The sequence below is a fragment of the Stenotrophomonas maltophilia group sp. LNF247 genome (assembly GCF_054083135.1).
This window is the reverse complement of record NZ_JBSRQL010000022.1, coordinates 25,097-51,660: the sequence shown is the minus strand read 5'-3', so window position 1 is coordinate 51,660 and position 26,564 is coordinate 25,097. Positions and strand designations below refer to the sequence as shown.

Below are 26,564 nucleotides of genomic sequence, written 5' to 3'. Positions count from 1 at the left end.
GTGCCGGAGCTGGCCTACGTGCCGCATGGATGCGGCTGCCAAGCCTACATGGACGTACTTGCGGCGTCCCCGCACTCCGACACCGCCCCGCCACAACACGGAAATCGCACTTTGGCAGTTGCTGTTGCCGTTGCTTGAAAGTTTCGGCGGGTGCAGGGCGCAGCCCTGCCGATACCCAACCTACTTGGCAGCAGCGATCTGCTTTTCGATGTCGGCGGCGGTCACCGGGCCAAGGAACGTGTGCGCCAGCTTGCCCTGCGGATCCAGCAGGTGCGTCAACGGCAAGCCGCGTGGCGTGGCGAAGTCCGCCGGCGGATCGAACGGGTCCACGATCACGATCGGATAGGTCACCGGATGCTTGGTCAGGAACGACTGCATCTCCGGCACCTCGATGTCTTCATAGGCCAGGCCGACCACTTCGATGTTGCTGCGCATCGCATGCAGCGCCGACAGCTCGGGCATCTCCTTGCGGCACGGGGCACACCAGGTCGCCCAGAAGTTCACCACCACCCACTTGCCGCGATGCGCGGCCAGGTCGTAGTCGCTGCCGTCCACCGCCTTCATCTTCAGCGTCGGGAACTCGGCGGTGGTACGTTCGGCCGGGGTCTCCTCCACCGCTGCGGGGGTGGCCGGGGTCGGTGCCTGTGCCGGTGGCTGGCTGCTGGCGGGGGTGGGCTCCTGGGCCGGCTTGCAGGCCGACAGCGCCAGCAACAGTGCCAGCGGCAGCAGCAACGGGGTCTTGCGGGTCATGGCATGTCTCCGGAATCGGTGTAGATATCGCTGACCTTGCGCTTCAGGCGTTCACGCAAGGGCAGTCGCAGATCGTCCAGCGCCGCCAATGCGGCACGTCCCAGGCTGTCATCACGATACGGCAGGTGCTGCTCGGCCACCGGGATGCGCAGCTGGGTGCATTCGTAAAGATCGGCCAGGCTGACCTGGTCCAGATCGCGCGACAGCAGCCACTCGCCGCGCTCATCGCGGCGCAGCAGGTCGATGTCCTGCAGATTGCAGATCAGGTCCTGCAGCAGTGAATCGGTCAGCATCGGCTCCAGCCGCAGGATCTCGTCATCGGCCAGGCCCTTGCCCTTCGCCCGTGCATGCTGGAAGCGGCCGAGCAGGCGAAGCAGTCCATAGAACTCATACCCCTGCGGCAGGCGCAGTTCCACCGGCTGGTAGCGGAAGGCCGCCATCGACGAAGACAATGATGCGCCCAGCAGCACCGCCACCCAGCACAGGTAGATCCACAGCAGCAGGATCGGCACGAAGGCCACCGTGCCATACAGCTTCTGGTAGGACTGGAAGCTGCCCAGATAGGCCCCGATGCCCCACTTCACCAGCTCCAGGATCACCGCCGCCAGAATCGCGCCGGGTATCGCGTGCCGCCACTTCACGGTGTGGTGCGGCACCACCCGGAACATCAGCGTGATGCAGACGAACTCGATCAGGATCGGCGCCAGCCGCAGGGCCAGTTCGGCCAGCCAACGGCCCTCCTGGGTACCGAACAACGGCAACGCGAACACCCGCGCCGACACCGCCAGCGACGCAGCGGCGAGCATCGCGCCCAGGGTCAGCACGGTCCAGTAGACCAGGAAGCGGGTCAGCTTGGGCCGGGTGGAGCCAACCCGCCAGATCTGGTTGAAGGTCTCTTCCACGCTGTTGAGGGTGATCAGCAGCGATACCACCAGCGCGATGAAGCCGGCGGCGGTGAGCTGGCCGGCGCTGGCCGAGAACTGCCGCAGGTAGCCCTCGGCCGCGCGCGCGGCGTTGGGCACGAAGTTGGAGAAGACGTAGTCGCTGAGCTGGTCGCTCCAGCGGTCGAAAACGGGGAAGGCCGAGAGCACACCGAACACCACGATGGCCAGCGGCACCAGCGCGAACACCGTGGTATAGGCCAGCGCCGCCGCTGCCTGGAACAGGCGGTCGTCGAGGAAGCGATGCCACAGGAAGCGGCCGAAACTGATGGCCCGTGCGCGATCCCGCGCGCGCTCCATCCACAGGTTGAGCGTATCCAAAGGTTCCATCGGCGAAAGGGTACCCGATGCGGAATGCTGGCAGGATAGCCATACTGGTGGCCACACGACGAGGAGAAGCGGGCACGATGGGCGAGATTCTGGTGCTGTACTACAGCCGGGGCGGTTCGGTGGCACGGCTGGCGCGCCAGATCGCGCGGGGCGTCGGCGAAGTGCCTGGCATGAGCGCGCGCCTGCGCACGGTGCCGCCGGTGGCCGCAGTGACCCAGACCGCGCAGCCGCCGGTGCCCGACGATGGCGCCCCCTACGTGAGCGTGCAGGACCTGGCCGAATGCCAAGGCCTGCTGCTCGGCAGCCCGACCCGCTTCGGCAACATGGCCGCGCCGGTGAAGCATTTCCTCGACGGGCTCGGCGCCGAATGGGTCAACGGCACCTTGTCGGGCAAGCCGGCCGGGGTGTTCACCTCGACTGCTTCGATGCATGGCGGCCAGGAATCGACCCTGCTGTCGATGCAGGTACCACTGCTGCACCATGGCTGCGTGATCGTCGGCATCCCGTTCACCGAGCCGGCGCTGAGCCACACCACCAGTGGCGGCACGCCGTATGGCGCCAGCCACGTGGCCGGTGCCGCCGACGACCCGCAGCCGACCGACGATGAAGCCGTGCTTGCGCGCGCGCTTGGCCGCCGGGTGGCCGACATCGCGCAGCGGTTGGCCCGATGAGCACCGGGCAGCGCACGGTCCTGCTGCTGGCCCTGATGGGGCTGGCTGCGCTGTTCGCCGGCTGGTTCATCAATGACAAGCACTGGCTGGCCACCCAGCTGGTGTTTACCGCGCCACCGCTCGCGCTGGCCATTGCGCTGCGCCTGGGATGGCGCAGGACGGGTTTCTGGGCCTCGGTACTGGCCCTGGGCTGGTTCAGCCACGGCGTGATGAGCGCCTGGAGCCACCCGCAGACGCGCTGGCTGGCGCTGATCGAAATCACACTGGCCCTGCTGGTGATCTTCAGCGCCAGCCTGCCAGGGCTGCGCGCCCGCTTCGGCAAGTGACGCTGACGCTGCGCCCGCCGGGCCGTATCATCTGTGCTCCCGGCCCCGCGCCGCTGCACCTGTCCTGGTTTCGCGCATGCACATGATGGAAGAGCTCCTGGTCGTCACCACCGGTGGCACGATCGACAAGATCTACTTCGACGACAAGTCGGACTACCAGATCGGCGATCCGCAGATCGGCATGATCCTGCGCGAGCTGGGCGTGACGTTCCGCTTCAACGTGATTCCGATCCTGCGCAAGGATTCGCTGCACATCAACGATGAGGACCGCGAGCTGATCCGCGCCACCATCGCCGCGCAGCCGACCCGGCACGTGCTGGTGACCCACGGCACCGACTCGATGGTGCAGACCGGCAAGGTGCTGGCGACGATTCCGGACAAGACCATCGTGATGACCGGTGCACTGAGCCCGGCACGCTTCCGCGGCTCGGATGCGGAGTTCAACATCGGCTGTGCGATCGGTGCGGTGCAGTCGCTGCCGAGCGGCGTGTACATCGCGATGAACGGGCGGATCTTCGACCCGCAGCACGTGCGCAAGAACGTGGCCGCGAACCGCTTCGAATCGGTCTGAGGAACAGCGTGCCGACCAAGGTCGGCACCCACCATGGCGCGGCGGCACGTACCACCGCCGGCCCCATGCAAGAACGCCCCGGCCTGGGCCGGGGCGTGCCCATGGAGAGGGACTTGGGCTCAGTACTGGGCGTTGAGGGTCACGCCCGAGAAAGTGCTGTACGCCTTCACCCGCACATACCAGGTACCGGCGGCCGGACTGTTCACCGTGCAGGTCTCGCTGTTGCCGCTCAGGTACGGACGGCAGGTGTACACCGTGTCGGTCGGCGCGCTGCCCTGGCGGATGTAGAGGTCGGCGTCACCGGTGCCGCCGCTGATCGCCACGCGCAGCTGGCTGCTGCCGGCCGGGACATTGACGGTGTAGCTGAGCGATGAGCCACTGCTGGCCGACAGGCCGGTGACCGGCACATTGTTCTGCAGGACGTTGCCGCCCGGATTCGGAGTGCCGCCCCCGTTGATGGCCGCGGACACCGCAGCGTTGGCGTCGATGATCCCGGCACCGCAGCCACCCGAGCATGACCCCGGCAGCGGGCGTGCGGTGCTCTTGATGATGCTCTCGACCTGCGCCGGGCTAAGCGGGCTTGGCGCGACCGATTGCATCAGCGCAACCACGCCGGCCACATGCGGCGCCGCCATCGAGGTGCCGTTGTACGACGCGTAGCTGGCGCTGCCCGGCGTGGTGGTGCCGGTGTTGAGCGTTGACAGGATGCTCTGGCCCGGTGCCGAGATGTCGATGCCGGTGCCGTAGTTGGAGAAGCTGGCACGCGCACCGGCCGAGGTTGTGGCCGCCACGGCAATCACGTTCGGGCAGTTGGCCGGCACCGACGAGGACACGTTGGTGTTGCTGTTGCCGGCGGCGACCACCACGGTGGTGCCACGGCCGACAGCGCCATTGATCGCATTCTGGTAGGTGGTGGAGCAACTGCCGCCACCACCCAGCGAGAGGTTGATGACTTCAGCCGGGTTGGCATTGGCCGGCACGCCACTGACGGTGCCGCCGGAAGCCCATACGATCGCGTCGGCGATGTCGGAGGTGTAACCGCCGCACTTGCCGAGCACGCGCACCGGCACAACCTTGGCGTTGAACGCGGTACCGGCCACGCCGGTGCTGTTGTTGGTCACTGCCGCCACGGTGCCGGCGACGTGGGTACCGTGCCAGCTGGAGTTGGAGGCCGGGATGCCCGAGCCGCACTCGTTGGCGCCGTACCAGTCGCCTTCATCGTTCGGGTTGTTGTCGCGACCGCCACCATCGCGCGCCATCGCGGCGTCGCTGATGAAGTCGTAGCCGGGCAGGATGTTGGCGTTGAGATCGGGGTGGTTGGTGATGCCGGTGTCGATCACCGCCACGACCACGCCGGTGCCGGTCGACTTGTCCCAGGCCGGCTGCACGTTGATCGACGCATTGGAGGTACCGAAGCCCCACTGTTCGCTGAAGCGGGTGTCGTTCGGGGTCAGCGTCGCGCGCATGATCTGGTCGACTTCGACGTACTCCACGTTCGGATCGGCGGCCAGCTTGCGCATCAGCAGCTCGGATTCAGCCTGGTCGAGCGGGCGATCGGTCCTGACCAGGGTCGGGCCGACGGCCAGCTTGCGGACCTGCTGCAGGCCCAGTGCGCGGCCCTGGCTGCTGGCCAGGCCGGCGGCGGCATTCTTCAGTGAAGAGGCCAGTGCGGTGGTGTTGGCCACCGGCGCGCTGCCGTCGCGGTACTTCACGATGAAACGCTGGTGGGTCGGCGCGGACTGCAGGCCGCTGAGCTGGACATCGCCGGCCAGCGCAGGCGTGGCCAGCAGCAGCGATGACAGAACGGACGCACCAAGGACCACCCACACTCGACGCACACGCGGTTGCGTTACCTGGGACATCGTATTTCCCTTTCTTGTGGTGTGAATGCCGGAATCGGCAGAAGCACCGGCCCGAACCCTGGGCTGGCTTGCATTGGCGAGGTTCGAAGTCCGGCGAGCCAGCGGATCCCCCTAACGATCCGCCGTGCAGATGACGCTAATGGCCGAAACCGGACACCACAAGATTTTCAGCGTCTTTTCAGCTAGATGAAATGTTCGTTCTGAGACTTTTCGGGTCAAGGGTTTGTGAAGGTGAAGGAACTTTCTCGCGTCCTGCACAGACCTGACTGGGCCCTCACATGTCCCGGAATGACTTTGCCGACATCGGCGTCCGCCGATCCGGGGTCAGATGCCTTTTCACGCGGAAAGGGATCTGACCCCTTGGCCTGAAATGCAGAAAGCCCGTCGCGGGGACGGGCTTTCCAGAAGCGCAGCCGGGCGCGGGCCCGGCTCTACGATTCGATGTGGGCGATCAGCCCAGCTTGACCAGCCAGTTGTGGCGGTCCGGCAGGCGGCCGTACTGGATGTCGGTCAGTTCCTTGCGCAGCGACATGGTCACTTCGCCGGCCGGGGCGTTGATGTCGCCCACCGAGAAGCCCTCGCCCTTCAGCTGGCCGATCGGGGTGACCACCGCGGCGGTGCCACAGGCAAACACTTCGCTGATCGCACCGGAGGCGACGCCGTCCTTCCACTCGTCGATGCTGACCTTGCGTTCTTCGACCTTCATGCCGCGGTCGCGGGCCAGCTGCAGGATGCTCTCGCGGGTGATGCCCTCGAGGATGCTGCCCGACAGTTCCGGGGTGACCAGCGTGCCGTCCTTGTAGACCAGGAACACGTTCATGCCGCCCAGTTCTTCCAGGTACTTGCCTTCGACCGGGTCGAGGAACAGCACCTGCGAGCAGCCCTGTGCCTGCGCCTTCTGCTGCGGCAGCAGCGAGGCGGCGTAGTTGCCACCGCACTTGGCAGCACCGGTGCCGCCCTTGGCCGCACGCGCGTATTCGGTGGACAGCCAGATCGACACCGGGGCAACGCCCTTGGCGAAGTACGGGCCGGCCGGGCTGGCGATGACGTAGTAGCCGGCCTTGTGCGCACCGCGCACGCCGAGGAAGGCTTCATCGCCGATCATGAACGGGCGGAAGTACAGGCTCGACTCGTCGGCCGACGGCACCCAGTCGCTGTCGACGGCGATCAGCTGCTTCAGCGATTCGACAAAGATCTCCACCGGTAGTTCCGGCAGCGCCAGGCGCTGCGCCGAACGCTGCAGGCGACGGCCGTTGGCATCCGGGCGGAAGGTCCAGATCGAGCCGTCAGCATGGCGGTAGGCCTTGATGCCTTCGAAGATCTCCTGGCCGTAGTGCAGCACGGCCGCGGCCGGGTCCAGCTGCAGCGGACCGTAGGCACGCACGTTGGCGTTGTGCCAGCCGGTGTCCTTGTCCCAGCGTACTTCCACCATGTGGTCGGTGAAGTGCAGGCCGAAGCCCGGCTTCTCCAGGATCTTGGCGCGCTCTTCAGCGCTGCGCGGGTGGTCCGAACGGGTGACGGCGAAGCTGGGAATGGACTGGGACACCGGAGATTTCCTGTTCTGGTTGCGGGTATTGCCGGGCCCGCGTCACTGCGGGCCGTGGGTCAAAGCATGCCGGTCTCGAGCCGGGCCGCCTCGGACATCATGTGCTGGTTCCACGGCGGGTCGAACACCAGGTCGACGTCGGCCTCGGCCACCGTCGGGATCATTTCGAGTTTGCTGCGCACGTCGTCGACCAGGATCTCGCCCATGCCGCAACCCGGTGCGGTCAGGGTCATCTTCACATCGATCTCGCGCTTGCCTTCGTCCAGGTGCTTGATCTCGACCTCGTAGACCAGGCCCAGTTCGACGATGTTCACCGGAATTTCGGGGTCGAAGCAGGTGCGCAGCTGCTGCCATACCAGCTGTTCCACCTGTTCATCGGTGGCGTCGGCCGGCAGTTCCAGCGGTGCCGGCGCTTCCTTGCCGATGGCGTCGCCGTCCTTGCCGGCGATGCGGAACAGGTTGCCCTCGACGAACACCGAATAACTGCCGCCCAGCGCCTGGGTGATGTACCCATAGCTGCCGGCGGGCAGGGTCACGGTGTCGCCCTGCGGGACCATCACGGCCTCGCAATCGCGTTCGAAGTGGACAGGTTCGCTGCTACGGGAATACATGGGGACCGATATGGGGCCGTGGCCGGGGCCACGCAAGACGGCATTCTAGCCCAGCCGCCCTGTCGCCGCCGGTGCACTGCGGCAAACCACAGTATCCTGTGGGTGATCTTCAGGGAGCTTCGATGTCCTCCAATGCCGCGCGTGCCAGGACCGTGACCTGGCTCTGGCCCATCATGCTGTTGCTGGGCCTGCTTGTTGCTCCCCTCGCCTGGATGGTGCTGGCGCTGATGACCGGCCGGCAGGTCGGCTGGATGGCGGTCGTGACCGCCCTGGAACTGGTGTTCATGCTGCGCATGGGTACGCTGGGCCCGGGCCGGCTGCGCATTGCACTGGTCGTGCTGGGCACCCTGCTGGTGACCGCCGTCGCCAACTGGACCATCGCCAGCGCCTGGATGGGCGGCTCGATCGGGCTGGACCTGTGGGACGCGACCCTGCGGATGGGCCCGCACCTGGCCTGGACCCTGATCGCCCTCGCCAATGGCGCGGTGGAATGGCTGTGGCTGGCGCTGGGCGTGGCCGTGGGCGCCTGGCTGGCGCGCTGAGCACGCCGGTTGCCACGTCCGCCGGGGATATGCAGGTAGATCCACGCCATGCGTGGATGGGATGGTAGTGCCGGCCGCTGGCCGGCAGAAGCGTGCGGACCAAGGTCCGCACCCACGGATGCAGCCGGGCCTCAATGCCCGCCGTCGAGCGCCTTCAACTCGCTGACCAGCGAGGCTGCCGCTTCGGCACCATCGCCGTACAGCATGCGGGCGTTGTCGGCGTAGAACAGCGCATTCTCGATGCCCGCAAAACCAGTGCCCTTGCCGCGCTTGATCACCACCACGTTGCGCGCATTGACCACGTCCAGCACGGGCATGCCGTAGATCGGGCTGGCCGGGTCGGTCCGTGCCACCGGATTGACCACGTCGTTGGCACCAATCACCAGCACCACGTCGGTGTTGGCGAACTCCGGGTTGATGTCGTCCATGTCGGCGATCAGGTCGTAGGGCACACCCGCTTCGGCCAGCAGCACGTTCATGTGCCCGGGCATGCGCCCGGCCACCGGATGGATGGCGAACTTCACCTTCACCCCGCGCTGGCCCAGCCGCTGCGCCAGCTCCCAGATCTTGTGCTGGGCCTGCGCCACGGCCATGCCGTAACCAGGCACGATCACCACGCGTTCTGCGTAGGCCATCATCGCCGCGACATCCGACGCTTCAATCGGCTTCTGCGCACCGCTGATCGCCTGCGCTTCCCCGCCGGCGCCACCACCGAAGTTGGAGAACAACACATTGCGGATCGGCCGGTTCATCGCCTTGGCCATCAGCCGGGTCAGCAGGATGCCGGCGGCGCCGACCATCATGCCCGCGATGATCAATGCCTCGTTGCCCAGCACGTAGCCTTCGAACGACACCGCCAGGCCGGTGAACGCGTTGTACAGCGAGATCACCACCGGCATGTCGGCGCCACCGATAGGCAGCGTCATCAGCACGCCCAGCGCCAGCGCCAGTACGAAGAAGGTGACGATCGCCCAGGTGCTGAGCGTGCTGGCGGCGATGATCGCCAGCACCACCACGGCCAGCGCCACCAGCAGGTTCATCACCTGCTGGCCGGGCCAGGTCACGCGCTTGTCCAGGCGCCCATCCAGCTTGGCCCAGGCAATCACCGAACCGGACAGCGACACGGCACCGATCGCCGCGCCGACCACCGCCAGCAGCAGCACCGTGCCCGACGGCTGGCGCGCGGCCAGGTCGGCCAGCGCCTGCGCGCTCCAGTGGCGGGTATCGCGATGGGCCAGGAAGGCGTAGCGCAGCAGTTCCACCGCACCGATCGCCGCCGCCGAGCCACCGCCCATGCCGTTGTACAGCGCCACCATCTGCGGCATGTCGGTGATGGCGACCTTGCCGGCCGACCACCAGGCAAGGCCGGCGCCGAGCAGCAGCGCCACCAGGATCAGCGGCACGTTGTGCAGTTCGGGGAGCAAGAAGGTCGCCACCGTGGCCAGCAGCATGCCCAGCCCGGCCCAGCGGATGCCGCTGCGCGCGGTCAGCGGCGAGGCCATGCGCTGAAGGCCCAGAAGGAACAGCGTGGCGGCAGCGAGGTAACTGGCCTTGACCAGCCAATCGAGCAGTTCGACGGTGCTGATGTTCAAGCCTGCGGCTCCTTCGGTTCGTCCTGGCCCCCCTTGGGCGCGCTCGGCTTGAACATTTCCAGCATGCGCGCGGTGACCACGTAGCCACCGGCGGCGTTGCCGGCACCGAGCACCACGGCGAGGAAGCCCAGGGCTTTCTCCAGCGGCGTCTGCGCATGCCCCAGCACCACCATCGCGCCGATCAGCACGATGCCGTGGATGAAGTTGGAGCCCGACATCAGCGGGGTATGCAGGATCACCGGCACCCGCGAAATGATCACGTGGCCGGCGATGGCCGCCAGCATGAAGATGTACAGCGCCACGAACCCGTCACTCACTGGCAACGCTCCTGCTCTGTCTTCGTCGTCCCATCATAACCATGGGCTGAACCCCGCGTGCACCCGGCGTCAACCGAAGCGGCGCTCACGCGTTGTCGATGGTGACCCCAAGCGAGGAACCGTACCCTGTGCTGGTGAGCAGCCCCGTCCCCCCGAGCGCCGAGACCGATGCCCCGCCGGCATCGCTGGAGGCGTTCCTGGCCAGCGTCGGCCCGCGTGCGTTCCGCTTCGCCGAGGCCGGCCTGCGCCAGCGCGAAGACGCCATGGATGCGGTGCAGGACGCGCTGATGCGCATGCTGGACTACGCCGACAAGCCGGCGGCCGAATGGGCACCGCTGTTCTGGAGCATCCTGCGCCGGCGCGTGATCGACGTGCAGCGCCGGCGCCGCTTCCGCCTGCCGTTCTGGCGCGACAACCAGGACGCGGAAGGCGGCGGGATCGACTGGGCCGATCCTGGCCCCGACCCGGCACAGGCGCATGAACAGCGCCAGCAGTACCAGCAGCTGGTGGACGCGTTGCGCCGCCTGCCCGCCCGCCAGCGCGAGGCCTTCACCCTGCGCGTGCTGCAGGACCTGGACGGGGCCACCACTGCCCGCGCCATGGGCTGCAGCGAAGGCGCGGTAAAAACCCATCTGGCACGCGCCCGGCAGGCGCTGCAGGATTATCTGGAGATCCACCCGTGAAACGCTCCCTGCCTTCCGACGACACCCTGCGCAGCCTGCATGCGCAGTCGCTGCAGGCGCTGTCGCCTGCAACGTTGGCCCGGCTGCGCCACGCTCGCCACGGCGCCACGGCCGCCCACCGGGGGCGCTGGCGCTGGTGGCTGGCCAGTGCGTGCTCGCTGGTGGTGGCGCTGGGGATAGGCCTGCAGTTCACCGGCCATGGCACGCTGACGGGCCCTGCGCCGGCACCTGTGCTTGCCGCGGTGGAAGACAACAGCGCGCTCTACGACGAAAATCCCGATCTGTACCTGTGGCTGGGCGATACCGACCTGGCGATGGAGTGAATCATGCCCCGACTGCACACCCTGCCCCTGCTCATGACCCTGTTGCTGCTGCCGGCCGTCCCGGCGGTGGCGCAGAGCGCCGCGCCCGCCCCTGCCGCACGCCCTGCGCCGGCCGCACCGCTGCCGGCCTGGGAACAGTTGAGTGAAGCGCAGCGGGAGTCCCTGCTGGCGCCGCTACGCGACCGCTGGAACAGCGCCGATGCCGGCCAGCGCCAGCGCATGCTCTCGCACGGCCAGCGCTGGCAATCGATGAGCCCGGAAGAGCGTGACAAGGCCCGCCGCGGCCTGCGCCGCTTCGAGCACATGAGCCCGGAACAGCGTGAGCAGGCACGGGCCCTGTTCGGGCAGATGCGGGATCTGCCGCCCGCGCAGCGCGACGCCCTGCGCGAGCGCTGGTCGCAGATGACGCCGGAGCAACGCAAGGACTGGGTGCGAGAGAATCCGCCGCCGGCGAAGCCGCGGTAAGGCCAGATTCAATCCTCTGTAGCGCCGAGCCCACGCCCAGCTGCTTCATCGCGTCTGCGCAAGCCGAGCATGGGCTCGGCTCTACAGCATGCAGGTCAGGTCACGCTTGCCAGCGCGTCTTGGCCAGCAACTCGTCTTCCCAGTCGAAACCGAGCTGCCCTTCGCGCACGAACAGCGCGACGAAGTTGAGCAGGTTGCGCGCATACATCTCGCTGGCCTGGGTCGCGCCGCGGCTGGCCAGGCCCAGTGGGCCATCAATGGTCACGCCCTGGTGTTCGATGCACTGCCCCGGCTGGGTCAGAGCGCAGTTGCCACCGCTCTCGGCAGCCAGATCCACGATCACGCTGCCAGCAGCCATGCCCTCCACCATTGCCGCAGTCACGATCGTCGGCGCCGGTCGCCCCGGCACCGCTGCGGTGCAGATCACCACATCCACGCTGCGCAGGTGGTCGGCCAGCCGGCGCTGCTGCTCGGCGCGCTCCTCATCACTCAGTGCGCGCGCATAACCGCCCTCGCCGGCCGCACTCACGCCAAGATCGAGGAAGCGTGCACCCAGTGACTGGATCTGCTCGCGGGTTTCCGGGCGCACGTCGAAGCCTTCCACCTGTGCACCGAGGCGGCGCGCGGTGGCAATGGCCTGCAGGCCCGCCACGCCGGCACCGATCACCAGCACCTTGGCCGGGCGCACAGTGCCGGCGGCGGTGGTCAGCATCGGGAAGAAACGCGGTGCACGTTCTGCAGCGATCAGCGCCGCCTTGTAGCCGGCCATGCCGGCCTGCGAACTGAGTACATCCATCGCCTGCGCGCGGGTGGTGCGCGGCAGCTGCTGCAGCGGGAACAGCTGCAGGCGACCATCGGTCGCCAGCGCGGCCAGCGCCGGATCGCTGGACGGGGCCAGCAGGCCGACCACGCTGGCGCCGGGCTTGAGCTGTTCCAGCACCGCCGCAGGGGGGGCCTGCACGCACAGCAGGATGTCGATCTCGGCCCAGCGGCCCGCGTCGAAGACGCGTGCACCGGCATCGTCATAGGCGGCGTCGGTGAAACCAGCGGCCAAACCCGCGCCCGCCTCATACCAGACGGCAATGCCCATGGCCCCGAGCTTGCGCGCGGTTTCCGGCGTCAGCGCCACGCGCCGTTCGCCCGGCGCGGTCTCCTTGATCCCCAGCAACGCCACGGCCATGCAGGTCCCCGCTGATCGGTGAGTTTTCCCGATCCTAGCAGGCGGCCACGGCTCAGTGCAGCGTTGCGCTGCCCGGGTCCAGCCGATCGATCACACCCTGCATCGCGCTGTCGAAGGCGCCGTCATCCACGTGGGCACGCAGGCGGCCCAGCCGCACCATCACCGCCAGTTCTTCCGGCGAGGCCACGCAGAAGCGCACGCCACGACGGTTGACGAACAACAGGCGCGAGGAAATCGGGCTGACCCAGGACAGCTTGCCGGCCTGGACCTTGCCGTCCTTGTCGACGAAATCCAGCCAGTTGCCGATTTCCATGCGGCGGAAGCGGTCGGCATCGGCGTTGTCGAAATCGTCGGCGTCGATCTGCCCGCCGAGCTCGACCGCTGGCGATTCAGCCACCGGCGGTACCGGCAACGCGACCTGCGGCAGCTCCGGCAGCGCGCGCTGCAGCTCCGGCCGCGATTCGGCAATGCCCTGCAAGGTGTCATGCAGGGCATCAATGGCGCCGGTGGCGGCATCACCGTGCACGCCAACGCTGCCGAACACCTTGGCCAGCGCCGGCTGCCAGGCCTGCAGCCATGGCTTGCCGACGATCTGGCGGCGCGCCTCGGCCACTTCCTCCAGCAGGCCGTCGGCCAGGCTCAGTGCCTCGGCCACCGACGCGCCCTCCTCGCCCTCGCGCAGCAGGGCCAGGGTCAGATGGTGCTGCCACGGCTGGCGCAGGAACTCGGCGATGGCCGGCGGCAGGGAGGCATCGCCGATGCGACGGTCCAGTTCGGCACCTGCCCGGCTGCGGGCCATTTCCAGCTTTTCCTGGCCACGCTGCGTTTCGGCGGCGCGCCGCTCGGCGATTTCCACGCGGCGGCGGTGCTGCACGAGGAACTCGCGGAATTCCTCTTCCAGGGTCAGGAAGATCGCCAGGTTCTCGTTGAACTCGGCCACCAGCCGTTCGATGATCTCCTCTACCTTGGCCATCAGCATGCGCTCGGCCTGGCTCTCGCCGGTGTTGCCCTCGCAGGCCTCCGCCAGCGAGTTGAGCAGCTTGCGCGCCGGATGGGTCTTCTGCACGAACATCCGGCGGTCGAGCATCGCCACCTTGACGAAGGGCACCACCAGGCGGCCGATCAGCTCGCGCGAGCGGCCTTCCAGTTCGCGCTCGTCCAGCATCACGTCGAACAGCATGCCCACCAGGTCGATCGCATCCTCGTCCTGCGGGTCCAGCCGGGTCTGGCCCGGATCGACGCCCAGCCGGGTCGCGCTGGACAGTACTTCACTCTTCAACCGCTGCGCCAGGGATTCGCCGTCCTCGCCGATGGCCGCGCGCAGGGTGGCGCTGGGCGTGGCCTGCAGCAGTGACAGCACCGACATCATCTCGCGCTGGCTCAACGGGCGATGCTGGCCGACCGCGACCTGCGCGGCCGAGGTGGCATCCTCGCGAACGTGACGGGTTTGCTGCAGCAGCTCATGCAGGGCCTCCAGCAGCATGCCCTGCTGGCCGGCATACGCCTCGCCGTTGCCGGCATCGTCGCCCCCGAGATGCTGCTGCATGTGGCCACGGCGCTCGGACCAGCGCGCGGCGAAGCGCTGCGCCCAGGCCGGCGCGGCCTGCTCATCATCGCTGAACTCGGATTCCAAGCCCGCCGCGTGGCGCGGCTCGACCAGATCATCCGCCCCCGCCGCCATGCGCGGGTCGGGCGCGGCCGACAATGGACGCCGCGGGGCCCCCACCTGCGACATCACGCCAGCGGCGGCCAGCTGCTCGTCCAGCTTCTCGTAGATGCGGCCCACCGGCGCGCGCAGGTCGCGCTCGCACAGCTTGATCAGCACCAGGTGCACTTCCGGCGCCAGCTCGCAGCCGGCAAAGGCCTCGTGGATGGCCACGCCCAGGTGCTCGGGGCTGACCGGGTTGTGGTCGGCATCCAGCTCGGCGCCGCCGATCAGGCGGCCCAGGCGCCGGTCCAGCCGCGCCAGCACCGGCTTGAAGTCGCGCAGCAGCACGGTGGCGAAATTGCGCACCGCCAGCCGCGATTCCAGTACATGTTCGGCCAGCAGGCTCAGGCCATCTTCGGCAGGACCGGACAGGGTCGCCTCGGCCGACAGCGGCTCGCCGCTGGCGAGCGCGTCCCAAGCCCGCTGCAGATGGCCGGCGAAGGCACCGGCGATGTCCTCGCGGCGGCGGCGCAGTTCACGCATCGCATCCAGGAACAGCAGCTGCGACGAACCGGCATTGCCGGCGCGGTCGAACAGTGCGTCGTCGAAACGCGCCAGTGCGGCCCCGAAAACCTGGCACAGCGCGGGCAGGACCATGTCCCGGGCACGCTGCAACTGGACCGGGTCACGACCCGGCGATCCCATCGGTGTGGGCGCGCTCATCATTCGGGAAGGCTCCCCACCTTCTCTGGTACGACAGTCAGCATGGACATCGCGGCGGCCGGCACACCCCATGTACCGGTACGTCGATGGTAGGCCGGCCAGCCCGTCACGGACAGTGAAACAGTCCTCACTTCAAACCTCATGACCGGCGGCCCGGCAAGATGGATATCGTAAGCCGTGCAAGGCCCACGAGGCGAGAGCACGCGGCCGTCCCTTTCCCGCCAGTGGCATGATGTTCATCACAGTTTGGTATTCAGGGGCTGGACGCGACCCAGACGGCGTCTTCGACCACCCCGACTATAATCAAATGCCCGTGATGACCGGTTCAGACTCCATGCCCGACCCCACTGCCCTGCTTGCCCTGGATGCCCGCCGCTCGGTGCCCTCGCGGCAATTGGGCGAGCCCGGCCCGGACCCGGCAACCCTGCAGCGCATGCTGGCCTCGGCCGTACGCGTGCCCGACCACGGCAAGCGGGTACCGTTCCGCTTCCTGAAGATCGCCGGCGATGCACGTCACACTCTGGGCAACTTCCTGGCCGAGCGCAGCCGCCAGCGCGACCCGCATGCCGGCGAGGCGGTATTCGAGAAGGACCGCCAGCGTTTCAGTCATGCCCCGCTGGTGATCGTGGTGGTGGCCAGCCCGCGCCCGGACCCGAAGGTCCCCGAACAGGAGCAGCTGATGACCGCCGGCTGCGTCTGCTTCGCCCTGCTGCAGGCCGCACAGGCGCTGGGCTTCGGCGCGCAGTGGCTGACCGCCTGGATGGCCTTCGACCCCGCCGTGCACGCCTACCTGGGCCTGGCCGAGGGCGAGAGCGTCGCCGGTTTCATCCATATCGGTACGCCGAAGGCCGCCGTACCCGAGCGCGAGCGTCCGGACCCGGCCGCGCTGCTGCGCGACTGGACGCCGCCGGCATGAGCCTGCCGGCACCGCCGCCTTCGCTGTACCTGGTCGATGCCAGCATCTACGTGTTCCGCGCCTGGCACTCGCTGCCGGACCAGTTTCAGGACGCGCAGGGCTGGCCGACCAATGCCGTGCACGGTTTCGCCCGCTTCCTGCTGGACCTGCTCGAGCGCGAGCGCCCGCAGCACATCGCCATCGCCTTCGATGAAGCGCTCGACAGCGGCTTCCGCCACCGCCTGTACCCGGCCTACAAGGCCAACCGTGATCCGGCACCGGAAGCACTCAAGCGGCAGTTCGTGCACTGCAAGGCGTTATGCGCGGCGCTGGGCCTGGCGGTGCTGGCGCACCACGAATACGAGGCCGACGACCTGATCGGCAGCGCCCTGCACGTTCACCGCAGCAGCCATCGCGGCGTGATCATCTCCGCCGACAAGGACCTGTCGCAGCTGCTGGCCGACCATGACGAGCAGTGGGACTATGCGCGCAACCAGCGCTGGAACGTGGCCGGGGTGAAGGCGCGGCACGGCGTGCACGCGCACCAGATTGCCGACTACCTGGCGCTGTGCGGCGATGCGGTGGACAACATTCCCGGTATCAGTGGCGTGGGCAGCAAGTCCGCCGCCGTGCTGCTGGCCCATTTCGGCAGCATGGATGCACTGTACGAACGCCTGGACGAAGTGCCGTTCCTGCGCCTGCGCGGCGCGGCCCAGATGGCGGTGCGCCTGCGCGAGCAGCGCGAGCATGCCCGGCTCTGGCGCCAGCTGACCACCATCGCGCTGGACGCGCCGCTGGAAGGCAGCCAACCCGGCCTGCTGCGCCAGGCGGCCGACCCGGAACTGCTCGGTGGCCTGTGCCAGACCCTTCGATTCGGCCCGATGACCCGCCGCCGGCTGTTCGATGCCGCTGGCGTGGCCGACCCTCTTCCCACCCACAGCGAGCCCGCATGAGCCAGCGCAATACCGAAGCCCCGCGTGTCGTCTATGAAGGCAAGTACCAGCGCATGGTCGTGCGCGGTACCTGGGAATACAGCGAACGCACCCACGCCGGCGGCCTGGCGGCGATCATCATCGCCGTCACCCCGGAGGACAAGGTGCTGTTCGTCGAACAGTTCCGTGTACCGCTGCAGGCCCCCACCATCGAGATGCCGGCCGGCCTGGTCGGCGACATCCACGCCGGCGAATCGATTGAAGTCTCGGCCGTGCGCGAGCTCGAGGAAGAAACCGGCTGGACCGCCGATCACGCCGAAGTGCTGCTGATCGGCCCGACCTCTTCCGGCGCCAGCAGCGAGAAGATCGCCTTCGTGCGCGCCACCGGCCTGCGCCGGATCGGCGAAGGGGGTGGCGACGACAGCGAGGACATCATCGTCCACGAGATTCCGCGCAGTGAGGCAGCGGCCTGGCTGGTGCAGAAGATGGGCGAAGGCTACGAGCTGGACGCCAAGCTCTGGGCCGGGCTGTGGATGATCGAGCATCACCTGGACGGACGCCCGCGTGGCTGACGCCGACCTGCATGCGCTGCCGGCGCTGCTCGGCGCCGACGACCCGACGATCTACACCCTCCACCGGCCGCAGGGCGCGTCGCCGTACCTGCTGCTGGCCGACCACGCCGGCCAGCAGGTGCCGCGTGCGCTCGCAGGCCTGGGCTTGCCGCAGGCCGAACTGGACCGCCATATCGGCTGGGACATCGGCATTGCCGGCACCACTCGTGCACTGGCCGAACGGCTGGATGCCTGGGCGATCGAACAGACCTATTCGCGGCTGCTGATCGACTGCAACCGCCCACTGGCCTCGCCCACGCTGATTCCGGAGGTGAGCGACCACACCGTGGTGCCCGGCAATGCCGCGCTGTCGGCGGCGCAGCGGCAGCAGCGCATCGATGCGATCCACGCACCGTACCACGCCCGCATCGATGCGGAACTGGACGCGCGCCGCGCTGCCGGCCGCCCCACCCTGCTGGTGATGATGCACAGCTTCACCCCTGTGATGAACGGCGCGCAGCGACCGTGGCACGCCGGCGTGCTGTACCACCAGGACACGCGCTTTGCGCATGCCCTGCTGCAGGCACTGCGCGATGAAGGCGACCTGGTGGTGGGTGACAACGAACCGTATTCGGTCAGCAGTACCAGCGACTACGCGGTACCGGTGCATGGCGAAGGGCGCGGCCTGGTGCACGTGGAGCTGGAGATCCGCCAGGACCTGATTGCCGATGCCGCCGGGCAGCAGGCGTGGGCAGAGCGGCTGGCGCGGATCTTCAGCGCGTTGCAGCCGCAGTTGCTGGCGCTGGGTTGAATGCGCGTGGATCCATTCCGGATCGGTAGTGCCGGCCGCTGGCCGGAAACCTCAGGGTAGTTGGATCAATGTGTTTGCCGGCCAGCGGCCGGCACTGCCCAGGCGCGGCACATCCACCCACGGCAGCGCCTTCAATCATGCCTCGTTGGCCGGGCAGACGGTGGCGGCCGATTCGGCCGGCGCCGGGCGCAGGCCCAGCGCGATCACCACGCCGAACAGTGAAAACAAGGCGGCACCGTATTCGGCGCGCACCAGCCCGGCCAGTGCACTCGGCGAACCGGCTGCACCCGCATGGGCATTGGCCACCATCACCAGCACCGCCAGGCCCAGCGCACCACCGATCTGCTGCGCGGTCGCCGCCATGCCAGATGCAACACCCTGCTGTGCGGACGGCACGCCCTGCCCGGCCACGATCCACATCGAGGTCCAGGTCATGCCCTGGCCGATGCTCAGCACTACCACGCCGGGCAGCAGCGGCCAGAAGTTCGAGGCGTGCGGGAGTGTTGCTGCGGCCCAGGCGATGCCAACGGCACCGGCCAGCTGGCCGAGCACCAGCACCTTGCGTGCACTCCAGCGCTTCAGCGCCCACTCCGCCAGCTGGATGCCGACCGTGCACACCGCCGTCGCCGGCAGGAAAGCCAGGCCGGCCTGCAGCGGGCTCCAGCCGTAGCCGTCCTGGAAGTACAGCGCCATGAAGTAGTACTGCACTCCATAGCTGCTCATGAAGGCGAAGGTCAGGCCCAGTGCCGCGCGCAGTCCGGGCAGCCGCAGCAACGCGAACTGCATCAGCGGATCGCGGCTGCGCTGTTCGATCTGCACGAACGCCACCAGCAGCAGCACCGACAGCAGCAGGCAGCCCAGCGTGGCCGGCGCAGTCCAGCCCCACTCCGGCCCTTGCACGAGGGTAGTGACCAGCAGACTGCCGCCGGCAGTGACGGTGAGGCAACCGGCCAGATCGAAGGAACGGCCCTGCAGACGCGGGCCATCGGCCGGCAACCACGCGCCCGCAGCGACCGCGCAGGTGGTGGCCAGTGGCACGATCACTGCCAGCACTGCCGGCCAGCCGAACGCCTGGGTCAGCACGCCACCGAGCAGCGTGCCCAGCGCCAGGCCCACCGCGCTGGCCATGCTCCAGATCGCAAGTGCGCGGTTGCGCACCGGACCTTCCGCATACAACGTGTTGATCAGCGCCAGCGTGGCCGGGAACAGCAGTGCCGCGCCGATGCCCTGCGCCGCACGCGCGATGATCAGCAGGGTGGCGTTCGGCGCCAGCGCGCCGAGCAGCGACGCCAGTGCGAACAGCAGCATGCCCAGCCGGTAGAAGCGGCGACGGCCGATCAGGTCGGCGGCACGGCCCCCCAGCAGCAGGCTGCCGCCAAAGGCCACGGTGTAGGCACTGACCACCCATTGCAGCTGCTGTGCGTTGATCTGCAGCGCGCGACCCATGTCGTGCAGGGCGACGAAGATGATGGTGGCATCCAGGGCGATGATCAGCTGGGCGGTGGCCAGCAGGGCCAGCGCCCAGCGCGGGTACTTGAGGGGAGGCATCGACGGTCCGGTGCTGTGGGGGAGCGCAGTCTCATTGATGCAGAGCTATCAATAAACCCCTTTCCAGCCATATCTGTCATGATTTTCAGCATGAATGGAACCTCGATGGACCTCAATGCCGTGCGCATGCTGGTGCAGGTGGCTGAAGCACGCAGTTTCACCGTCGCCGCCGGGCAGCTGGGCCTGAGCCAGTCAGGCCTGTCGCGCGCGATCAGTCGGCTGGAGGCCACGCTGGGGGTGAAGCTGCTGCAGCGAAACACCCGCAACGTGGCACTGACCCCGGATGGTCGCCAGTTCGTCGATCAGGTCGCGCCCCTGCTGTGCGGTCTCGAAGACGCCGAACGCCAGTTGGCCGACCGTCCGTGCACGCCCTCGGGCACCCTGAAGATCAGTGCGCCCTCGATGTTCGGGCGCAAGGTGCTGGTACCGCTGCTGGGGCCGATGCTGCAGCAGCACCCGCAACTGCAGGTGGAAGCCGTGCTCAACGACCGCCTGGTCGATCTGGTCGAGGAAGGTTTCGATGCCGCGCTGCGCACCGGCGTCATCGCCGACCAGCGCATCGTCGCGCGGCCACTGCGGCCGCTGCGCTGGGTGACGGTGGCCAGCCCCGGCTACCTGGCCCGCTGTGGCGCACCGGACGATGTGGCGGCGTTGCAGGGCCACGCGTGCCTGGCGGTGCGCAACCTGCGCAGTGGCCGGCTGGTGGACTGGCAGTTCCTGCAGGACGGCCAGCTTCACGACTTCACGCCACCGACGCGGATGGTGTTCGACAGCGGCGATCCGCTGGTGGAAGCGGCGATCGCCGGCATCGGCATCGTGCAGGTGATGGATTTCGCGGTGGCCGACGCGCTGGCCGACGGCCGGTTGCAACGCGTGCTGCAGCCGTTCGAGGGCCGCAGCCGTGCGCTGTCGCTGATCTACCCGCCGTCGCGCCAGCACTCGCCGAAGCTGCAGGTGCTGGCCGACGCGTTGCTGGCCGGGGACTGGTAAATCCACGCCATGCGTGGATGAGGCCGGTAGCGCCGGGCGATGCCCGGCGCTGATGGTGAAGCATTGCCGGCCAGCGGCCGGCACTACCGATCAGGCGAAGCTATCGGTGGCGCGCACCAGCGCATCCACGTTCTCGGCCTCGAACGCCGAATGGCCCGAGGCCGGGGTGATTTCCAGCTTCGCCTTCGGCCACACCTTGGTCAGGTCCCAGGCGTTGGCCAGCGGGCAGACCACGTCGTAGCGGCCGTGCACGATCACGCCCGGGATGTCGGCGATGCGGTGCGCGTCGCGCAGCAGCTGGTCTTCCACCTCGAAGAAACCACCGTTGACGAAGTAGTGGTTCTCGATGCGGGCAAACGCCAGCGCGAAATGCGGGTCTTCGTGGCTGTTGATGAAGTCATCATCGACATGCAGGAAGCTGGTCGCGCCTTCCCACACCGCCCAGGCCTTGGCCGCTTCCAGGCGGGTGGTTTCGTCGTCGCTGGTCAGGCGGCGGTGGAAGGCCGAGATCAGGTCATGGCGCTCCACCGGCGGAATCGGCTTGAGGTAATGCTCCCACGCATCCGGGAACAGGCGGTTGGCGCCTTCCTGGTAGAACCACTCCAGTTCCCAGCGACGCAGCATGAAGATGCCGCGCAGGACCAGTTCGGTCACGCGCTGCGGATGGGTTTCGGCATAGGCCAGCGCCAGGGTCGAACCCCAGCTGCCACCGAACACCTGCCAGCGATCGACCTTCAGGTGTTCGCGCAGCTTCTCGATATCAGCAACAAGGTCCCAGGTGGTGTTGTCCACCAGGTCGGCGTGCGGGGTGGAACGGCCGGCACCGCGCTGGTCGAACAGGATGATCCGGTACTTGGACGGGTCGTGGAACTGGCGCATCTTGTCGCTGCAGCCGCCGCCCGGGCCACCGTGCAGCATCACCACCGGCTTGCCGTCCGGGTTGCCGCACTGTTCGAAGTACAGCGTGTGGCGGTCGTCGACCTTCAGGGTGCCGACGTCGTAGGGGGTGATGGCGGGGTACAGCGTACGCATGCTTGCAGCTCCAGGGTGATGCCCTGCCGGGGCAGGAGAACCTCCATTCTAGGCCGGACGCCGGCCCAGGGTGATGCGGTCGCGCTGCTCCAGGTCCTGTGCGGTCTGCACCTCGACAAATCCCGCCGCGTCGAACAGCGCACGGATCGCCGCGCCCTGGTCCCAACCGTGCTCGATCAACAGCCAGCCCTCGGGCCGCAGGTGGGCCTGGCCACCGTCGACGATACGGCGGATGTCATCCAGGCCATCCGGACCCGAGGCCAGTGCGGTGGCCGGCTCGAAGCGCAGGTCACCCTGCTCCAGATGCGGATCGTCGCTGGCGATGTACGGCGGGTTGCTGGCAATCAGATCAAAACGCGCGCCCTGCAGCGGCGCATACCAGTCGTGCCCGCCTTCGGCGAAGCGGACGTTGCGCAGATCATGGCGGGCGGCATTGCGCGCGGCCACGGCCAGCGCGCCCGGGCTGGCGTCGGTGGCCAGCACCTGCGCCTGCGGCCGTTCGCTGGCCAGTGCCAGTGCAATCGCACCACTGCCGGTGCCCAGGTCAGCCAGCTGCAGCGACTGGTCTGGCGGCAGGCGCTCCAGCGCCAGCTCGACCAGCAGCTCGGTTTCCGGACGCGGGATCAGCGTGGCCGGGTCGACCTCCAGGTCCAGCGTCCAGAATCCGCGACGGCCGGTCAGGTAGGCCACCGGCTCACCGGCCACGCGGCGGGCCAGCAACGCCTCGAAGGCGGCCTGGTCATTGGCGGCCAGCGGATCGGTGGCGTGCGCGAACAGCCAGCTGCGCGGGCGGTCCAGTACATGCAGCAGCAGCAGTTCCGCCTCGTGGCGGGCGTCGATGCTGCCCAAGCGAGCACTGGCGTCGGCTACGACCTGACGCAGGGTGGGTTGGGCTTGAAAGGACATGCTGCAATTGTAGAGCCGAGCCTGTGCTCGGCTGCTTCTGGAGCAGCCGAGCACAGGCTCGGCTCTACAAAACCAGAATCGGTTCAGGTTCCGCAGGGCGGGATAAGGACGGACTATCGGCCCCAAGCAGCGGTCTGCCGAGATTTCCCTTGTCACACAGGCAATTGCAGGATGGCGATGGCCAGGTTCAGTGCCTGCTAAGGGTTCTTCGATAGACTCCATCTATCGAATGGATGCAATCAATGGATTGTTCTTATCGCGAGCGAATGGGTAACCTAGCTCCTGTCGATTCACCCACTCCCCTTCACCAAGAGGAAAAATGATGTCCCTCATCAATACCCAGATCCAGCCGTTCGAAGCCAACGCCTACCACAACGGCGAGTTCATCAAGGTTTCCGACGCCAGCCTGAAGGGCCAGTGGTCCGTCCTGATCTTCATGCCGGCCGCCTTCACCTTCAACTGCCCGACCGAGATCGAAGACGCAGCTGACCATTACGCCGAGTTCAAGAAGGCCGGTGCCGAGGTTTACATCGTCACCACCGATACCCACTTCTCGCACAAGGTGTGGCATGAGACCTCGCCGGCCGTCGGCAAGGCCCAGTTCCCGCTGGTCGGCGACCCGACCCACCAGCTGACCAACGCCTTCGGCGTGCACATTCCGGAAGAAGGCCTGGCCCTGCGCGGCACCTTCATCATCAATCCGGAAGGCGTGATCAAGACCCTGGAGATCCACTCCAACGAGATCGCCCGTGACGTTTCCGAAACCCTGCGCAAGCTGAAGGCTGCCCAGTTCACCGCCGCCAACCCGAACCAGGTGTGCCCGGCCAAGTGGAAGGAAGGCGAGAAGACCCTGACCCCGTCGCTGGACCTGGTCGGCAAGATCTAAGCCCTACCGCCCTGCCGTGTCCCCACGCCACGGCGCGCCCTTCATCCCCGTGCCGGCCCCCCCGCCGGCGTGGGGGTGAACCCAAGACAGCCAACGCTCGCCCGCCTTGGCCAGCCAGCCCCTTCCACGGTCGCTGTCTTGGGTTCACCCCTACCCCCAGCTGGTCCGCTACCTTCTATAGCGGTGCCACGCCCCCTGTTTGCCTGAAGCCAGGAGATGACCCGATGTTGGACGCCAACCTGCAGTCGCAGCTGAAGACCTATCTGGAACGCGTGACCCGCCCGATCCAGATCACCGCGCACGCCGACGATGGCGCCAAGTCGCAGGAAATGCTGGACCTGCTGCAGACCCTGGAGAGCCTGTCGGACAAGATCTCGCTGCAGGTGCTGCGCGATGGGCAGGGCCGCGTGCCGTCCTTCGACCTGGGCACCCCGGGCCAGGACATCCACCTGACCTTCGCCGGCCTGCCGATGGGCCACGAGTTCACCTCGCTGGTGCTGGCGCTGCTCCAGGTGGGCGGTCATCCGTCCAAGGCCACCGCCGAGCTGATCGAGCAGGTGCAGAACCTGGAAGGTGAATACAAGTTCGAAACCTACTTCTCGCTGTCCTGCCAGAACTGCCCGGACGTGGTGCAGGCGCTGAACCTGGCCGCAGTGCTCAACCCGCGCATCCAGCACGTGGCCATCGATGGCGCCCTGTTCCAGGACGAAGTCGAGAAGCGTGAGATCATGTCGGTGCCGACCGTGTATCTCAACGGTGAAGTGTTCGACCAGGGCCGCATGACCCTGGAGCAGATCGTGGCCAAGCTGGACACCAATGCCGGCAAGCGCGATGCCGAGAAGATTGCCGCCAAGGACGCGTTCGACGTGCTGGTGGTGGGCGGTGGCCCGGCCGGTGCGGCAGCGGCGATCTACGCCGCGCGCAAGGGCATCCGCACCGGCATCGCCGCCGAGCGCTTTGGTGGACAGGTGCTGGACACCATGGCCATCGAGAACTTCATTTCGGTGAAGGAGACCGAGGGTCCGAAGCTGGCCACGGCGCTGGAACAGCACGTGCGCGAGTACGACGTGGACATCATGAACCTGCAGCGTGCCAGCGCGCTGGTGCCGGCCGGCGAAGACGGCCTGGTGCAGGTGCAGCTGGAGAACGGTGCGGTGCTCAAGTCCCGTTCGGTGATCCTGTCCACCGGCGCACGCTGGCGGCAGATGAACGTGCCGGGCGAAGACCAGTACCGCAACAAGGGCGTGGCTTACTGCCCGCACTGCGATGGCCCACTGTTCAAGGGCAAGCGCGTGGCGGTGATCGGCGGCGGCAATTCCGGCGTGGAAGCGGCCATCGATCTGGCCGGCATCGTGTCGCATGTAACCCTTCTGGAGTTCGATTCCAGCCTGCGTGCCGACGAAGTGCTGCAGAAGAAGCTGCGCAGCCTGGCCAACGTGACGGTGCTGACCAGCGCACAGACCACCGAAGTGCTGGGCGACGGCAGCAAGGTCACCGGCCTGGTGTACAAGGACCGCATCGGCGGCGATGCCCACCGCGTCGAGCTGGAAGGCATCTTCGTGCAGATCGGCCTGCTGCCCAACACCGAGTGGCTGAAGGATGTGGTGGCGCTGTCGCCGCGCGGCGAGATCGTCATCGATGAGCGCGGCCAGACCAACCTGCCGGGCGTGTTCGCCGCTGGCGATTGCACGACGGTGCCCTACAAGCAGATCATCATCGCCATGGGCGCCGGCTCGACCGCCGCACTGAGTGCGTTCGACCACCTGATCCGCTCGTCGGTGAGCAACAGCAGCGGTGCCGTTGCTGAAGCAGCCTGATCCACCGTTCCCAGATCACCGGGAACATTGTCTGCCTGTCGGGTAACCACGCCGTCAGCCGGTCCGTTACCCCTGGGGTGTAAGGATGAACCTACGTGATCTGAAGTACCTGGTAGCCCTGGCCGACCACAAGCATTTCGGCCGGGCTGCCGCCGCCTGCTTCGTCAGCCAGCCCACGCTGTCGACGCAGATCCGCAAGCTGGAAGAAGAGCTGGGCCTGCCGCTGGTGGAACGCGCACCGCGCAAGGTGATGCTGACCCCGGCCGGTCAGGAAGCGGCGGCACGGGCGCGGGTGATCGTGTCCGAAGTGGAACAGCTGAAGGAAGCGGCGCGACGCAGCCGCGATCCGGAAGCCGGCACGGTGCGCCTGGGCATCTTCCCGACCCTCGGCCCGTACCTGCTGCCGCATGTGATCCCGCGCATCCGCGAGCGCTTCCCGGAGCTGGAACTGCTGCTGGTCGAGGAAAAGAGCGACGTGCTGCTGGACCGCCTGCGCGAAGGCAAGCTGGATGCTGCGTTGCTGGCGCTGCCGGTGGTGGACGACCAGCTGCATGCCGAGTTCCTGTTCGAGGAGCCGTTCCTGCTGGCCGTCTCCGGGCGCCACCCGTTGGCCCGTCGCGAACATCTGGACGTGCAGGAACTGGCGACGCAGAAGCTGCTGCTGCTGGAAGACGGGCATTGCCTGCGCGACCAGGCGCTGGAAGTGTGCCGCCTGTTCGGCGCCAATGAGAAGTCCGAATTCCGCGCCACCAGCCTGGAAACCCTGCGGCAGATGGTCGCCGCCGACGTCGGCATCACCCTGCTGCCAAGTCTGTCGGTGCAGCCGCCGGTGCCGCGCTCGAACAACATCCGCCTGCTCGATTTCACCGGCGAGGGCCGTCCCAGCCGCCGCATCGCCATGATCTGGCGTCGCAGCTCGGCCATGAACGACTTCCTGATGGAGCTGGCCGACCAGTTCAAGCGCCTGCCGCAGGCGCTGTTCACCTTGGATGCGCTGAACGCCACGTCCGATGCGGCATCCCTGCCCGGCCCGGCGCTGAACGGCTGAACCCCTGCAGCATCGGCCCGGAATCGGCAGGAGTCGATTCCGGCCGCATTTGTCCCCACAATACAGA

At 67.7% G+C, this 26,564-nt stretch carries 27 protein-coding genes; 15 read left to right on the top strand and 12 right to left on the bottom strand.

The annotated features are described in order from the left end of the window. Positions 1–180: 180 nt before the first annotated feature. Both ACTXG9_RS17835 and ACTXG9_RS17830 read right to left on the bottom strand, forming a co-directional pair. A complete protein-coding gene (locus ACTXG9_RS17835) occupies positions 181–750 on the bottom strand; it encodes a TlpA family protein disulfide reductase (RefSeq protein ID WP_099591109.1) in 570 nt (189 codons plus the stop codon). After that, positions 747–2,021 carry a YihY family inner membrane protein gene (locus ACTXG9_RS17830; protein ID WP_019661157.1) on the bottom strand — a complete coding sequence of 425 codons (1,275 nt, stop codon included), beginning with the start codon at positions 2,019–2,021 and terminating at the stop codon, positions 747–749. The genes ACTXG9_RS17835 and ACTXG9_RS17830 overlap by 4 nt, the downstream gene beginning before the upstream one ends. A gap of 77 nt (positions 2,022–2,098) precedes the next feature. Between ACTXG9_RS17830 and wrbA the strand changes: the two genes are divergently transcribed. From wrbA to ACTXG9_RS17815, 3 genes are all read left to right on the top strand, one after another. Further along, positions 2,099–2,692 carry an NAD(P)H:quinone oxidoreductase gene (wrbA, locus tag ACTXG9_RS17825; protein ID WP_021203211.1) on the top strand — a complete coding sequence of 198 codons (594 nt, stop codon included), beginning with the start codon at positions 2,099–2,101 and terminating at the stop codon, positions 2,690–2,692. Next, a complete protein-coding gene (locus ACTXG9_RS17820; RefSeq protein ID WP_180832802.1) occupies positions 2,689–3,018 on the top strand; it encodes a DUF2069 domain-containing protein in 330 nt (109 codons plus the stop codon). The genes wrbA and ACTXG9_RS17820 overlap by 4 nt, the downstream gene beginning before the upstream one ends. 85 nt (positions 3,019–3,103) lie before the next feature. Continuing rightward, the gene (locus ACTXG9_RS17815) at positions 3,104–3,589 is read left to right on the top strand and encodes an asparaginase domain-containing protein (RefSeq protein WP_010481766.1); all 486 of its coding nucleotides are present in this window, start codon (positions 3,104–3,106) and stop codon (positions 3,587–3,589) included. Between the two features lie 119 nt (positions 3,590–3,708). Here the strand turns inward: ACTXG9_RS17815 and ACTXG9_RS17810 are convergent, their stop codons facing one another. From ACTXG9_RS17810 to sufT, 3 genes are all read right to left on the bottom strand, one after another. Next, positions 3,709–5,451 carry a S8 family peptidase gene (locus tag ACTXG9_RS17810; RefSeq protein WP_019661154.1) on the bottom strand — a complete coding sequence of 581 codons (1,743 nt, stop codon included), beginning with the start codon at positions 5,449–5,451 and terminating at the stop codon, positions 3,709–3,711. A 451-nt stretch (positions 5,452–5,902) separates the two neighbouring features. After that, complete coding sequence (locus ACTXG9_RS17805; protein WP_058980362.1) at positions 5,903–6,997, bottom strand: branched-chain amino acid aminotransferase; 1,095 nt, start codon at positions 6,995–6,997, stop codon at positions 5,903–5,905. A gap of 59 nt (positions 6,998–7,056) precedes the next feature. Then, a complete protein-coding gene (gene sufT, locus ACTXG9_RS17800) occupies positions 7,057–7,608 on the bottom strand; it encodes a putative Fe-S cluster assembly protein SufT (RefSeq protein WP_005415385.1) in 552 nt (183 codons plus the stop codon). Between the two features lie 122 nt (positions 7,609–7,730). Here sufT and ACTXG9_RS17795 point away from each other — a divergent pair, with 122 nt between their 5' ends. Next, positions 7,731–8,150, top strand: a complete 420-nt coding sequence (locus tag ACTXG9_RS17795) for a hypothetical protein (RefSeq protein WP_019661152.1) — start codon at positions 7,731–7,733, stop codon at positions 8,148–8,150. 131 nt (positions 8,151–8,281) lie between these two features. On the opposite strand, the gene ACTXG9_RS17790 is transcribed toward ACTXG9_RS17795, so the two are convergent. After that, complete coding sequence (locus ACTXG9_RS17790; protein ID WP_111099047.1) at positions 8,282–9,742, bottom strand: NAD(P)(+) transhydrogenase (Re/Si-specific) subunit beta; 1,461 nt, start codon at positions 9,740–9,742, stop codon at positions 8,282–8,284. Beyond that, positions 9,739–10,059: an NAD(P) transhydrogenase subunit alpha gene (locus tag ACTXG9_RS17785; protein ID WP_019661150.1), complete on the bottom strand. Its 321-nt coding sequence runs from the start codon at positions 10,057–10,059 to the stop codon at positions 9,739–9,741. Before ACTXG9_RS17785 ends, ACTXG9_RS17790 begins: the two co-directional genes overlap by 4 nt. A 98-nt stretch (positions 10,060–10,157) precedes the next feature. Here ACTXG9_RS17785 and ACTXG9_RS17780 point away from each other — a divergent pair, with 98 nt between their 5' ends. The 3 genes from ACTXG9_RS17780 to ACTXG9_RS17770 are packed head-to-tail and all read left to right on the top strand — an operon-like array spanning position 10,158 to position 11,530. After that, on the top strand, positions 10,158–10,742 hold the full coding sequence (locus ACTXG9_RS17780; RefSeq protein WP_019661149.1) for an RNA polymerase sigma factor: 585 nt from the start codon (positions 10,158–10,160) through the stop codon (positions 10,740–10,742). Next, positions 10,739–11,065: a hypothetical protein gene (locus ACTXG9_RS17775; RefSeq protein WP_019661148.1), complete on the top strand. Its 327-nt coding sequence runs from the start codon at positions 10,739–10,741 to the stop codon at positions 11,063–11,065. The genes ACTXG9_RS17780 and ACTXG9_RS17775 overlap by 4 nt, the downstream gene beginning before the upstream one ends. 3 nt (positions 11,066–11,068) lie before the next feature. Beyond that, on the top strand, positions 11,069–11,530 hold the full coding sequence (locus tag ACTXG9_RS17770; protein WP_021203207.1) for a DUF3106 domain-containing protein: 462 nt from the start codon (positions 11,069–11,071) through the stop codon (positions 11,528–11,530). 100 nt (positions 11,531–11,630) lie between these two features. Here ACTXG9_RS17770 and ACTXG9_RS17765 read toward each other — a convergent pair whose 3' ends face one another. Then, positions 11,631–12,710, bottom strand: a complete 1,080-nt coding sequence (locus tag ACTXG9_RS17765) for an NAD(P) transhydrogenase subunit alpha (RefSeq protein WP_021203206.1) — start codon at positions 12,708–12,710, stop codon at positions 11,631–11,633. Positions 12,711–12,762: 52 nt separating this feature from the next. Next, positions 12,763–15,084 carry a DUF1631 domain-containing protein gene (locus tag ACTXG9_RS17760; RefSeq protein ID WP_021203205.1) on the bottom strand — a complete coding sequence of 774 codons (2,322 nt, stop codon included), beginning with the start codon at positions 15,082–15,084 and terminating at the stop codon, positions 12,763–12,765. Between the two features lie 331 nt (positions 15,085–15,415). Here ACTXG9_RS17760 and ACTXG9_RS17755 point away from each other — a divergent pair, with 331 nt between their 5' ends. The 4 genes from ACTXG9_RS17755 to ACTXG9_RS17740 are packed head-to-tail and all read left to right on the top strand — an operon-like array spanning position 15,416 to position 18,270. Next, positions 15,416–15,997: a nitroreductase family protein gene (locus ACTXG9_RS17755; protein ID WP_026347148.1), complete on the top strand. Its 582-nt coding sequence runs from the start codon at positions 15,416–15,418 to the stop codon at positions 15,995–15,997. After that, complete coding sequence (locus ACTXG9_RS17750; RefSeq protein WP_019661143.1) at positions 15,994–16,929, top strand: 5'-3' exonuclease; 936 nt, start codon at positions 15,994–15,996, stop codon at positions 16,927–16,929. The genes ACTXG9_RS17755 and ACTXG9_RS17750 overlap by 4 nt, the downstream gene beginning before the upstream one ends. Further along, positions 16,926–17,480: an NUDIX hydrolase gene (locus ACTXG9_RS17745; protein ID WP_019661142.1), complete on the top strand. Its 555-nt coding sequence runs from the start codon at positions 16,926–16,928 to the stop codon at positions 17,478–17,480. The genes ACTXG9_RS17750 and ACTXG9_RS17745 overlap by 4 nt, the downstream gene beginning before the upstream one ends. Then, positions 17,473–18,270 (top strand): N-formylglutamate amidohydrolase, encoded by a 798-nt coding sequence (locus tag ACTXG9_RS17740; protein ID WP_111099046.1) that lies wholly within the window; start codon positions 17,473–17,475, stop codon positions 18,268–18,270. The genes ACTXG9_RS17745 and ACTXG9_RS17740 overlap by 8 nt, the downstream gene beginning before the upstream one ends. A 135-nt stretch (positions 18,271–18,405) precedes the next feature. Here ACTXG9_RS17740 and ACTXG9_RS17735 read toward each other — a convergent pair whose 3' ends face one another. After that, positions 18,406–19,818: an MFS transporter gene (locus ACTXG9_RS17735; protein WP_019661140.1), complete on the bottom strand. Its 1,413-nt coding sequence runs from the start codon at positions 19,816–19,818 to the stop codon at positions 18,406–18,408. Positions 19,819–19,923: 105 nt separating this feature from the next. Between ACTXG9_RS17735 and ACTXG9_RS17730 the strand changes: the two genes are divergently transcribed. Further along, positions 19,924–20,808 (top strand): LysR family transcriptional regulator, encoded by an 885-nt coding sequence (locus ACTXG9_RS17730; protein ID WP_111099045.1) that lies wholly within the window; start codon positions 19,924–19,926, stop codon positions 20,806–20,808. Between the two features lie 90 nt (positions 20,809–20,898). On the opposite strand, the gene pip is transcribed toward ACTXG9_RS17730, so the two are convergent. Then, the gene (pip, locus tag ACTXG9_RS17725; RefSeq protein WP_021203202.1) at positions 20,899–21,840 is read right to left on the bottom strand and encodes a prolyl aminopeptidase; all 942 of its coding nucleotides are present in this window, start codon (positions 21,838–21,840) and stop codon (positions 20,899–20,901) included. Between the two features lie 48 nt (positions 21,841–21,888). After that, complete coding sequence (gene prmC, locus ACTXG9_RS17720) at positions 21,889–22,746, bottom strand: peptide chain release factor N(5)-glutamine methyltransferase (protein WP_021203201.1); 858 nt, start codon at positions 22,744–22,746, stop codon at positions 21,889–21,891. Between the two features lie 322 nt (positions 22,747–23,068). Between prmC and ahpC the strand changes: the two genes are divergently transcribed. The 3 genes from ahpC (at position 23,069) to ACTXG9_RS17705 (ending at position 26,497) form a co-directional block, all read left to right on the top strand. Continuing rightward, complete coding sequence (ahpC, locus tag ACTXG9_RS17715) at positions 23,069–23,632, top strand: alkyl hydroperoxide reductase subunit C (protein ID WP_005408159.1); 564 nt, start codon at positions 23,069–23,071, stop codon at positions 23,630–23,632. A gap of 224 nt (positions 23,633–23,856) precedes the next feature. Beyond that, positions 23,857–25,449, top strand: a complete 1,593-nt coding sequence (ahpF, locus tag ACTXG9_RS17710) for an alkyl hydroperoxide reductase subunit F (RefSeq protein ID WP_111099044.1) — start codon at positions 23,857–23,859, stop codon at positions 25,447–25,449. An 85-nt stretch (positions 25,450–25,534) separates the two neighbouring features. Continuing rightward, on the top strand, positions 25,535–26,497 hold the full coding sequence (locus tag ACTXG9_RS17705; protein WP_021203199.1) for a LysR substrate-binding domain-containing protein: 963 nt from the start codon (positions 25,535–25,537) through the stop codon (positions 26,495–26,497). The last annotated feature ends 67 nt before the right edge of the window (positions 26,498–26,564 follow it).

Coding starts and splice junctions, on each gene's coding strand:
- ACTXG9_RS17795 (WP_019661152.1), top strand. CDS start 7,731: ATGTCCTCCAATGCCGCGCGTGCCAGGACCGTGACCTGGCTCTGGCCC.
- ACTXG9_RS17810 (WP_019661154.1), bottom strand. CDS start 5,451: ATGTCCCAGGTAACGCAACCGCGTGTGCGTCGAGTGTGGGTGGTCCTT.
- ACTXG9_RS17815 (WP_010481766.1), top strand. CDS start 3,104: ATGGAAGAGCTCCTGGTCGTCACCACCGGTGGCACGATCGACAAGATC.
- ACTXG9_RS17745 (WP_019661142.1), top strand. CDS start 16,926: ATGAGCCAGCGCAATACCGAAGCCCCGCGTGTCGTCTATGAAGGCAAG.
- sufT (WP_005415385.1), bottom strand. CDS start 7,608: ATGTATTCCCGTAGCAGCGAACCTGTCCACTTCGAACGCGATTGCGAG.
- ACTXG9_RS17765 (WP_021203206.1), bottom strand. CDS start 12,710: ATGGCCGTGGCGTTGCTGGGGATCAAGGAGACCGCGCCGGGCGAACGG.
- ACTXG9_RS17780 (WP_019661149.1), top strand. CDS start 10,158: ATGGTGACCCCAAGCGAGGAACCGTACCCTGTGCTGGTGAGCAGCCCC.
- ACTXG9_RS17830 (WP_019661157.1), bottom strand. CDS start 2,021: ATGGAACCTTTGGATACGCTCAACCTGTGGATGGAGCGCGCGCGGGAT.
- wrbA (WP_021203211.1), top strand. CDS start 2,099: ATGGGCGAGATTCTGGTGCTGTACTACAGCCGGGGCGGTTCGGTGGCA.
- ACTXG9_RS17770 (WP_021203207.1), top strand. CDS start 11,069: ATGCCCCGACTGCACACCCTGCCCCTGCTCATGACCCTGTTGCTGCTG.
- ACTXG9_RS17735 (WP_019661140.1), bottom strand. CDS start 19,818: ATGCCTCCCCTCAAGTACCCGCGCTGGGCGCTGGCCCTGCTGGCCACC.
- ACTXG9_RS17705 (WP_021203199.1), top strand. CDS start 25,535: ATGAACCTACGTGATCTGAAGTACCTGGTAGCCCTGGCCGACCACAAG.
- ACTXG9_RS17755 (WP_026347148.1), top strand. CDS start 15,416: ATGCCCGACCCCACTGCCCTGCTTGCCCTGGATGCCCGCCGCTCGGTG.
- prmC (WP_021203201.1), bottom strand. CDS start 22,746: ATGTCCTTTCAAGCCCAACCCACCCTGCGTCAGGTCGTAGCCGACGCC.
- ACTXG9_RS17820 (WP_180832802.1), top strand. CDS start 2,689: ATGAGCACCGGGCAGCGCACGGTCCTGCTGCTGGCCCTGATGGGGCTG.
- ahpF (WP_111099044.1), top strand. CDS start 23,857: ATGTTGGACGCCAACCTGCAGTCGCAGCTGAAGACCTATCTGGAACGC.
- pip (WP_021203202.1), bottom strand. CDS start 21,840: ATGCGTACGCTGTACCCCGCCATCACCCCCTACGACGTCGGCACCCTG.
- ahpC (WP_005408159.1), top strand. CDS start 23,069: ATGTCCCTCATCAATACCCAGATCCAGCCGTTCGAAGCCAACGCCTAC.
- ACTXG9_RS17835 (WP_099591109.1), bottom strand. CDS start 750: ATGACCCGCAAGACCCCGTTGCTGCTGCCGCTGGCACTGTTGCTGGCG.
- ACTXG9_RS17730 (WP_111099045.1), top strand. CDS start 19,924: ATGGACCTCAATGCCGTGCGCATGCTGGTGCAGGTGGCTGAAGCACGC.
- ACTXG9_RS17760 (WP_021203205.1), bottom strand. CDS start 15,084: ATGATGAGCGCGCCCACACCGATGGGATCGCCGGGTCGTGACCCGGTC.
- ACTXG9_RS17750 (WP_019661143.1), top strand. CDS start 15,994: ATGAGCCTGCCGGCACCGCCGCCTTCGCTGTACCTGGTCGATGCCAGC.